7 protein-coding genes and 1 pseudogene are annotated in these 9,112 nt (G+C 67.1%); 1 reads left to right on the top strand and 7 read right to left on the bottom strand.

The window, feature by feature from the left end; genetic code table 11:
* The 6 genes from VFF46_RS23820 to VFF46_RS23845 form a co-directional block, all read right to left on the bottom strand.
* A partial coding sequence (locus VFF46_RS23820; protein WP_325039418.1) for a DEAD/DEAH box helicase occupies positions 1–1,992 on the bottom strand: 1,992 nt, incomplete at its 3' end.
* A 127-nt stretch (positions 1,993–2,119) separates the two neighbouring features.
* Complete coding sequence (locus VFF46_RS23825) at positions 2,120–3,727, bottom strand: ABC transporter substrate-binding protein (protein WP_325039419.1); 1,608 nt, start codon at positions 3,725–3,727, stop codon at positions 2,120–2,122.
* Positions 3,724–4,635 (bottom strand): carbohydrate ABC transporter permease, encoded by a 912-nt coding sequence (locus tag VFF46_RS23830; RefSeq protein ID WP_325039420.1) that lies wholly within the window; start codon positions 4,633–4,635, stop codon positions 3,724–3,726. Before VFF46_RS23830 ends, VFF46_RS23825 begins: the two co-directional genes overlap by 4 nt.
* Positions 4,632–5,549: an ABC transporter permease gene (locus tag VFF46_RS23835; protein WP_325039421.1), complete on the bottom strand. Its 918-nt coding sequence runs from the start codon at positions 5,547–5,549 to the stop codon at positions 4,632–4,634. The genes VFF46_RS23830 and VFF46_RS23835 overlap by 4 nt, the downstream gene beginning before the upstream one ends.
* Positions 5,550–5,811: 262 nt before the next feature.
* Positions 5,812–6,285 carry a CoA transferase gene (locus tag VFF46_RS23840; RefSeq protein WP_325039422.1) on the bottom strand — a complete coding sequence of 158 codons (474 nt, stop codon included), beginning with the start codon at positions 6,283–6,285 and terminating at the stop codon, positions 5,812–5,814.
* 189 nt (positions 6,286–6,474) lie between these two features.
* Positions 6,475–7,311, bottom strand: coding sequence for an aminoglycoside adenylyltransferase domain-containing protein (locus VFF46_RS23845; protein WP_325039423.1), 837 nt, complete (start codon positions 7,309–7,311; stop codon positions 6,475–6,477).
* A gap of 165 nt (positions 7,312–7,476) precedes the next feature.
* Here VFF46_RS23845 and glnII point away from each other — a divergent pair, with 165 nt between their 5' ends.
* Positions 7,477–8,496, top strand: a complete 1,020-nt coding sequence (gene glnII / locus VFF46_RS23850; protein ID WP_325039424.1) for a glutamine synthetase — start codon at positions 7,477–7,479, stop codon at positions 8,494–8,496.
* Here the strand turns inward: glnII and VFF46_RS23855 are convergent.
* A pseudogene (locus VFF46_RS23855) lies at positions 8,430–8,948 on the bottom strand (hypothetical protein); the annotation flags it as partial. The gene glnII and the pseudogene VFF46_RS23855 overlap by 67 nt on opposite strands.
* Positions 8,949–9,112: the final 164 nt, after the last annotated feature.

The following is a 9,112-nucleotide window of genomic DNA, read 5'->3' on the forward strand; positions in this document are numbered from 1 at the left end:
GACCTTGTCCGGCGGCACGGTCTGCCGGAGCGCCTTGTACGCGTCGCTCAGGTACCGCAGTACGACGCCCTCCGAGCGCGCGAGACCGTAGTACCCGATGAACTCGCCGAACGTCATCGCCCGCTCGAACATGTCCCGGACGACGGCCTTCGGTGACAGCCCGGTGTCCGCGATCCACGGATGCGTCTGCCGGTACATCTCGAACGTTGCCTCGAGCAACTCCTGGAGCGGCTTCGGCCAGCTGACGTCCTCGAGCAGCTCCATCCGTTCGTCGTACTCGATGCCCTGGGCCTTCATCGCGTTCACGGCCTCGCCCTTGGCGTGGTGCTCCTGCGCCCAGAGCACCGCGCGCGGGTCCTCCAGCGTCGCCTCGATGATCGAGACCACGTCGAGCGCGTACGACGGATCCGCCGGGTCGAGCAGGTCGAGGGCGGCCAGCGCGAACGTGGACAGCGGCTGGTTGAGGCTGAAGTCCTTCTGCAGGTCGACGGTCAGCCGGAGGATACGGCCGTTCTCGTCGGGCTCGTCGAGGCGTTCGACGACACCCGCGGTGACCAGCGTGCGGTAGATCTGGATCGCGCGCCGGATCAGCCGGACCTGCGACCGGGAGTCCTCGTGGTTGTCGCGGAGCAGCTGCCGCATGCTCTCGAACGCGTTGCCGTCGCGGGCGATCACGTTCAGCAGCATCGCGTGGCTGACCCGCATCCGGGACCGCAGCGCCTCCGGCTCGGCCGCGACCAGCCGGTCGAACGTGTCCTCGCCCCAGGTCACGAAACCTTCCGGCGGCTTCTTGCGCTGCACCTTGCGCTGCTTCTTCGGGTCGTCGCCGGCCTTCGCCAGGGCCTTCACGTTCTCGACGACGTGGTCCGGGGCCTGGACGACGACGGTGCCGGACGTGTCGTACCCGGCCCGGCCCGCGCGGCCCGCGATCTGGTGGAACTCGCGCGCCTTCAGGATCCGCTGGCGGCGTCCGTCGTACTTGCTGAGCGCGGTGAGTACGACGGTCCGGATCGGGACGTTGATGCCGACGCCGAGCGTGTCGGTGCCGCAGATCACCTTCAGCAGACCGGCCTGCGCGAGTTGCTCGACGAGTCGGCGGTACTTCGGGAGCATGCCGGCGTGGTGGACCCCGATACCGTGCTTCACCAACCGCTGCAGGGTCCGGCCGAACCCCTTGCTGAACCGGAAGTTCCCGATCAGCTCGTTGAGCTTCTCCTTCTCCTCCTTCGAGGAGACGTTGATGCTCATCAGCGCCTGGGCGCGTTCCAGGGCAGCCGCCTGGGTGAAGTGCACGACGTACACCGGGGCCTGGTGGGTGGTGAGCAGCTCTTCGAGGGTTTCGTGCAGGGCGGTGGTGACGTACTTGTAGATGAGCGGGACCGGGCGTTCGCCGGACGCGACGATCGCCGTCGGGCGGCCGGTGCGGCGGGACAGGTCGATCTTGAAGCGCTCGACGTCGCCGAGGGTCGCGGACATCAAAATGAACTGCGCCTTCGGCAGCTCCAGCAGCGGGACCTGCCAGGCCCACCCGCGGTCCGGCTCGGAGTAGAAGTGGAACTCGTCCATCACGACCTGGCCGATGTCCGCGGCGGGACCTTCGCGGAGCGCGATGTTCGCCAGGACCTCCGCCGTACAGCAGATGATCGGCGCTCCCGCGTTCACGGCGGCGTCGCCGGTCAGCATGCCGACCTTGTCCGCGCCGAACACGTCGCAGAGCGCGAAGAACTTCTCCGAGACCAGCGCCTTGATCGGCGCGGTGTAGAAGGTCCGCTGCCCGTGCGCGAGCGCGGCGAAATGCGCGCCGGTGGCAACGAGACTCTTCCCGGACCCGGTCGGCGTCGACAAGATCACGTTCGATCCCGTCATCACCTCGATCAACGCCTCTTCCTGAGCCGGGTACAACGAGATCCCCTGCTCCCCCACCCATCCCTGAAAGGCGTCGAACAGGGCATCAGGCTCGGTGGTCCCCGGAAGTTGCTCAGTAAGCGTCATCACCACCCATTGTCCCTGAACAACCAACCCACCAACTCCCCCGGGTCCACTGCTGCGGCTCGCCCACGCGTCGAGCGGCGAGCCGCAGCGGTGGATGCCTACGTCCTGTCGACCTGCAGCCCTCGCGCTACTTCTCGCCCTTGATGGCGAGCGCTTGTTCTAGTTCGTTGCGGATGGCGTCGGCGCCGGACTTGCGGTAGTTGGCTACTGCTTCGTCCCAGGAGTTGAGGTCGGCTCGACCCAGTTGGATGTCTTTCGTGAGGGAGTCCATGCGGGTGTCGAGGATCTTGCCCTTGGTGGATTGGGTGGGTGAGTAGAGGCCGTACGTGGGTGAGGTGATCGCGGTCGGGAGGACCGCCTTGAAGTGGGCGTACGCCGTGTCGACCGCTTCGGGGTGGCCGGGGAAGTACGCCGGGTACGGGCCGTCGGCGAGGTACTGGATGGGGAACTCGCCCAGGCAGACCTCGCTCCCCCCGTCCTTGGTGAGGACCGGGTCCGTGCCGTTCAGCGTGTAGTGCCGCCCCGGAAGGCCGAACTTCCGGAACAGGTACTCCTCCGTCCCGAAAGGCGCCGCGAACCAGTTCATGATCCGCAGCAGGGTCTTGATCCGCGCGGGCGGTCCCGGGCGGATCGCGGCGATCGAGTTGTTCGGCGAGCCGAGCAGGACCCGGCCGACCTTCCCGTCGGCGGCCCGCGGTACCGGGATCGAGATGCCGAAAGACTGGTCGGTGGCACGCCGGTAGAAGCTCTGGATCGACGAGTACGTGTCCTGCGTCATCACCGCCGACCCCTGCGTGAACCACACCTTCTGGTTCGGCTTCGCAACGCCGTCCGGGTGGATCACGCCGTCCTTGACCATCTGCCGGGTGACCGCCAGCATCTCCTTGTGTTCCGGCAGCTCGCGGCTGTGCACGAGTTTCCCGTCCCGTACCTCCCAACCGTTGGGCAGGCCAAGCATCGCGCTGAGCGTCGCGGTCGGCGGTACCGCGAACCCCCACCGGTTGTTCCGCCCGTCGGTGACCGCCTTCGCCACCTGCTGCAGCTCGTCGATCGTCGGCGACCCCAGCTCCACGCCGAGCTTGTCGAGCAGGTCCTGCCGGGCCAGCAGCGTGTTCGAGGACATGATCCCGCGCTGGATCGGTACGGCGCGGATGCCGCCGGAGAACACGCACCCGCGCCAGGACGCCTGCGGCGCGTTCGCCAGGAACGGGTACTCGAGGATCGCGTCCCCGGACAGGTACTCGGTCAGGTCCTGCGCCCGCGCCTCCAGGAACTGCGGCAGGTACGCGAACCCGCCGTCCACGTTGAACAGGTCGCCGAGCGTGTCGCCCGCGACCGCGGTGGCGAACTTGTTCGGGTAGTCGGCCGCCGCGGTGATGTTCAGCTCGAGCGGTGCGCCGAGCCGCCGGTTGAGCTCCTGCCAGTACGGGTTGCGGTCCGCGGACGGCGGGATCGGGTTCGACGTCGGCGCCGAACCGGTCACGACGTGCCCGTCCCCGGGCGCGCCCACGGTCACCTTCGCCGGATGCTCCGGGAACCGGTAGAAACAGTCCGGCATCAGCGGATGACTCCGCGGCAGGTCCGGCTTCGGCCCGTCGAACCGCTTGTACGTCGGCAACGCGACGGGCTTGTTCAACGCGGCGATGTCGGTCGACCGGGTCACCGTGGAGCAGCCGCTCAACCCGCCGGCCACGGCGATCGATCCGGCCAGGAACGTCCTTCGACGGAGCGTCATCCCTTCACCGCCCCGGTCATCATGCCCTTGGCGAAGTGCCGTTGCAGGAACGGGTACACGATCAGGATCGGTACCAGCGACACCACCAGGATCGCCATCTGGATCGACTCCTGCGGTGGCAGCTGATCGGCCGACGCGCCGCCGAGGTCCCCGCTGCTCAGCTCGGTGTTGTTGATGACGTACGTCCGAAGTACCAGCTGCAGCGGCCATTTCGCGGTGTCGTTGATGTAGAGCATCGCGTTGAAGAACGCGTTCCAGTACCCGACCGCGTAGAACAGCCCGATCACCGCGAGCACGGCCTTGGACAGCGGCAGCACGATCGACCAGAAGATCCGGAAGTCGCCGGCGCCGTCGACCCGGGCGGAGTCGAGGACCGAGTCCGGGATGCTCATGAAGAACGACCGCAGCACGATCACGTTGAACCCACTGATCGCGGTCGGCAGGATCAGCGCCAGCAACGAGTCGAGCAGCCCGAACTCCTTCACGACCAGGTAGTTCGGGATCAGGCCCGGGCTGAACAGCAGGCTGAACAACACGATCAGCAGGATCGGCCGCTGCCCGAACGAGCCGCGCCGGCTGAGCGCGTACGCGAGCATCGTCGACCCGGCGAGGCTGACCAGCGTGCCGCCGACGGCGATCACCACGCTGACCCCGAGCGCGCGCTGGACGACGCCGCCGTTGAAGATCGCCTTGTACGCGTCCCAGTTGAGCCCGTCCGGCCAGAGCACGAAGCCGCCGGAGTTCGTCACGTGCTGCTGGCTGGCGATACTCGTCGAGATCACCCCGAGGAACGGGATGACGACAACGGCACAGCAGACCAGCAGTACGACGGTCTTGAGCACCCGCGACGACATCGCCGGGGCGTCGTCGATTCCCTTCTGGCGGAGCACATCGATGTGGGCACTCATTTCTGGTACACCCCCGCCTCACCGAAGACGTGCGCGATCTTGTTGGCGCCGATCACCAGGACGACGGCAACGAGACCCTTCACCAACCCGACGGCGGCCGATACGCCCCACTGCCCGGCCAGTACGCCGTTGTTGTAGACGTACGTGTCCAGTACTTCGCTCGCGGGCCGTCCGACCAGGTTCTGCTGGAGGATGATCTGCTCGAACCCGACGGTCAGCGAGTCACCGAGCCGCAGGATCAGAAGCAGGATGATCAGCGCGCGGATGCCGGGCACCGTGACGTGCCACAGCTGCCGCCAGCGGGAGGCGCCGTCGACCCGCGCGGCCTCGTACAGCCCCGGGTCGATCTGGGTCAGCGCGGCCAGGAACAGGATCGTCCCCCATCCGGTGTCCTTCCAGATCACCTGGCTGGTGAGCAGCGCGATGAAGCTGTCCGGGTTGCCGAGGAAGTCGATCGTGCCCATGCCGTGCGAGCGCAGGAAGTTGTTGATCAGGCCGCTGCCGCCGAGGATCTGCTGGAAGATCGCGATCACGATCACCCAGGACAGGAAGTGCGGCAGGTACAGCACCGACTGGACGACGCGCTTGATCCGCTCGGACAGCAGGCTGTTCAGCAGCAGCGCCAGCGCGATCGGCGCCGGGAACACGAAGATCACCTGGACCAGCGTGATCAGCAAGGTGTTCTTGAGGGCGTTGAGGAACTCCGCGTCGCCGTTGAAGATCACCGCGAAGTTGTCCAGCCCGACCCAGGCGCTCCGGCCGAGCGGGACGAACGGCAGGTACTCCTGGAACGCGATCAGGTTCCCGAGCAGCGGCAGGTAGTGGAACAGCAACAGCAGCGCCAGGCCGGGCAAGGCCATCAGCAGCAGGACCTTGTCCCGTCTGGCGCGTGCCCACCAGGACAGCGGCTTCACTGTCGCTGTGCCCGGTGGCCCCGATCCAGTGCCGGGGGCGGTTTCGTCGGATGCGGACCTGTCGGTCCGGAAAGTGCTGACTGCGTCTGTTCGAGCCACGCGACACTCCCTGGGTGGTTGCCGGCGCCCTCACAATGGAGAGCGCTTTCCGTTCCCCTTTGTTCGATGCTGTCGCGCGTTGGGGAATCGTGCAGCTCCGATCGGAGCGTCACCCGGCATTTCTCAGCGAACGGTGCCGCGTTCGAGCAGCGACCGGGGGTCGTCACAGGCCCCTCGGTCGGGCGCTCGTACGCAGCTTGAGCATCCAGTGCTCCGTGGACTCGCGTCGTAGCACCGTCGATACCGCGGCCGCGATCTCGTCCCGTCTGGCGAAGCCGTCGCGCTCTGTGGCCAGTCCGGCGAGCTGTGGCGCGTCCAGTACCTCAGCCAGCACCGGCAGGTTCGCGAACGCCAGCGAGATGTAGCCGTCCGCCGTGGTGAAGATCCCGTACGGCGCACGGATGTAGCTGTGCGCGTGGACCTCCTCGGACCGTGTCTGCGGTACGCCGCCAACGGTGTGCAGTGACAGCTCCTGCATCTGCAGGGCGACGACGGCGTCCAGCATGTTCACCTGGACGAGCTGGCCGCAACAGGCGGCTCGTCCGGGCGGCCCGCGCTGAACAGTGCACCGGTCGACGCCAAGGCGTGCAGCCACGCCAGGGCGGTAGTTCTGCAGGAACACGTCCGCCGTACTCACCGGCTGGTACAGGACGTCGCAGCCCTCATGTTCACCCGTACTACCGAAACCGTCGGCACCACCGACCAGCGCCTACTCCTCTTCAAACGAGACGTCCCCGGCAAGGGCAACTCCACCGACATCACCTTCGCCGTACCACGGTGACCGCACGTGCGGCGCAGCCCAACCTTGTGCTGCACCGCACGCAGTTCAACCAACCACAGGCTTGCCGGTAGTGGTTTCCACGACGTGGACCAGCAGATCGCGAGTGTCCGCCATGAGCTCTGTCTCGTCGACGTACTGCGAGACACCGCTGCCCTCGCGTAGGTGCAAGCCCTCCTCGAGGACTCGGTGCCAGCGTTCGTCGTACTGCGTGAGCGCCCACCGCCCCGCGCGGCACTTCGCGGTCATCTCGCCGGTGACCAGCAGGTGGTGCAGACGTACAGACGCAAGAATGCAGTGTGAGAGCAGGGCGTCGCGCTCATCCTTGTCCACGGGCAGATCGGCAGGAGTCGCCCGGGTCAGCCCCTCGGCGTTCCCGCGCCAGTAGGTGTCGAGATTGTTCACCGTGTACTCACGCAGCGCCTGCTCATCGGTCCAGATCTTCAGCGTGGACAAATCCGGTCCAGTGACGGTAATCCCAGCCCGAGCCAACTCATGCCACACGATGATCAATGTCGGCGAGTGCCCGACCACGAACTCCCGCGTATGGATCGACGCCGGCGTGGGCGGCAACGTCCGTGGATCCTCGGCGAGGTCCTCCGCGAGCACGAACTGCCCGTCGAACCGGATCGGCGAATACGCCACCATCTGCTCGTGGACGCGCCGCAGCGCCTCCACCTCGTCCGCCTCCGGACGCCGCCGAAGCGTCGCCAGATAGTCCACGTCAGACTCCCGCGGCACCCACTCCCCGAACACCACCCCACCGTGCAGGTACAGCCCCGTCAGCAACCCCGCCGGCAACTCCTCCTCCACCAACCCCAAGAACCGCTCACACAACCCCCGCACAGCCCCCGGCAACACCACGCCGCTCTCCGCAATCGCCATACCTCCTCGACGCCATCCCCCCACGATTAGTTCGAGCCCCTCTCAACCGACCCGGGTAACACGGTGTTCACAATCGGGCAACAGGTCCGTAATGGCTGATTGGCACTGTCGACGACGGCCGGGTTCAGGAGCACCTGAAGGACGGCCGCGACGAAGGGACGGACGTTGACCTACAAGGCCGAGTACATCTGGATCGACGGCACCGAGCCGAGCGCGAGGCTTCGCTCGAAGACAAGGATTCTCGCCGACGGCGCCGAGCTGCCGGAGTGGGGCTTCGACGGCTCGAGCACCAACCAGGCACCCGGTGACAACTCGGACTGCGTCCTCAAGCCGGTCTTCTCGTGCCCCGACCCGATCCGCGGCGGCGACCACCGACTGGTTCTCTGCGAGGTCTACCTCGTCGACGGCACTCCGCACCCGACGAACCACCGGGCCGAGCTCCTGCCGATCGCCGAACGGTACGCCGAGCAGGACTCCTGGTTCGGCATCGAGCAGGAGTACACCTTCTTCCAGGACGGACGCCCGCTCGGCTTCCCGGCCGTCGGCTTCCCCGCCCCGCAAGGCCCGTACTACTGCGGCGTCGGCGCCGACGAGGTCTTCGGCCGCGAGATCGTCGAGAAGCACCTGGACGCGTGCATCGAGGCCGGCCTGAAGATCTCCGGCATCAACGCCGAGGTCATGCCCGGCCAGTGGGAGTTCCAGATCGGCCCGGCGGGTCCGGTCGAGGTCGCCGACCACCTGTGGACGGCGCGCTGGCTGCTCTATCGCATCGCCGAGGAGTACGACGTCGCCGCGACGCTGGACGCCAAGCCGGCCAAGGGCGACTGGAACGGCGCCGGCGCCCACACCAACTTCTCCACCCGGGCCATGCGCGAAGGCTACGACGCGATCATCACCGCCTGCGAGTCCCTCGGCGCTCCGGGCAAGGTCGAGGAGCACGTCGCCGGCTACGGGGACGGCATCGAAGAGCGCCTGACCGGCGACCACGAGACCGCTCCGCACGACGTCTACAGCTACGGCGTCTCCGACCGCGGCGCCTCGGTCCGCATCCCATGGCAGGTAGCGGTGGACAAGAAGGGCTACATCGAGGACCGTCGCCCGAACGCCAACATCGACCCCTACAACGTCACCCGCCTCCTGGTGAACACCTGCTGCACCGCCCTGGAAAAGGCCGGCCAGGTCTGACCGCTTGTTTCAGTGGTCTGGCGGAAGGTCAGGTTGAAGGTGCACGGCGCGACCTCGAGAGCATGACGAGTGGGTCGGCCGCAGAAGGCGGAGCCCAGGCCGGATTGGGCCAGGTCGAGGTTGAGGTAGATGTGGTTGCGTGGGGTGACGTCCGAGCGGTGGCGTGCAGTTTCCAGGTCTTCGGTGGTCCACCGGCGCGCGGTCAGCTGAAAGTGCGGCGCTCCGATGATGCGGAGACCGTTGCCATTGGCATCGGTTAGTTCGGCCCCCCGTACGTCGATGCGCGCACCGTTCTCCTGAGGTACGACGTATGGGGTCTGGAGCTCGTCGACGATGCGGGTGTAGCGGCCAAGGCGGGAGGACTCGCGGCTGTCGGCGTACGCTTCGCCCGGCCCGCCGCCGTACCACTGCACGTGCTGCAACGCAGCCGGCAGATGCAGTCGTACGCCGACACGTGGCCAACTGGTGCAAGGTGGGGTGACGGCGGTGCCGGATCACTCGCCTTCCGGTTGTACGTCGACCGTGAGGTGGGGGCTGTCGCTGTCGACCGTCCAGTGGTACGTCGTACGCCGACGCCCTCCGGAGCGACGCGGGTGCGTACGACGAGGCCGTCGTC

It is taken from the genome of Kribbella sp. (assembly GCF_035655035.1).
Classification (GTDB): domain Bacteria; phylum Actinomycetota; class Actinomycetes; order Propionibacteriales; family Kribbellaceae; genus Kribbella.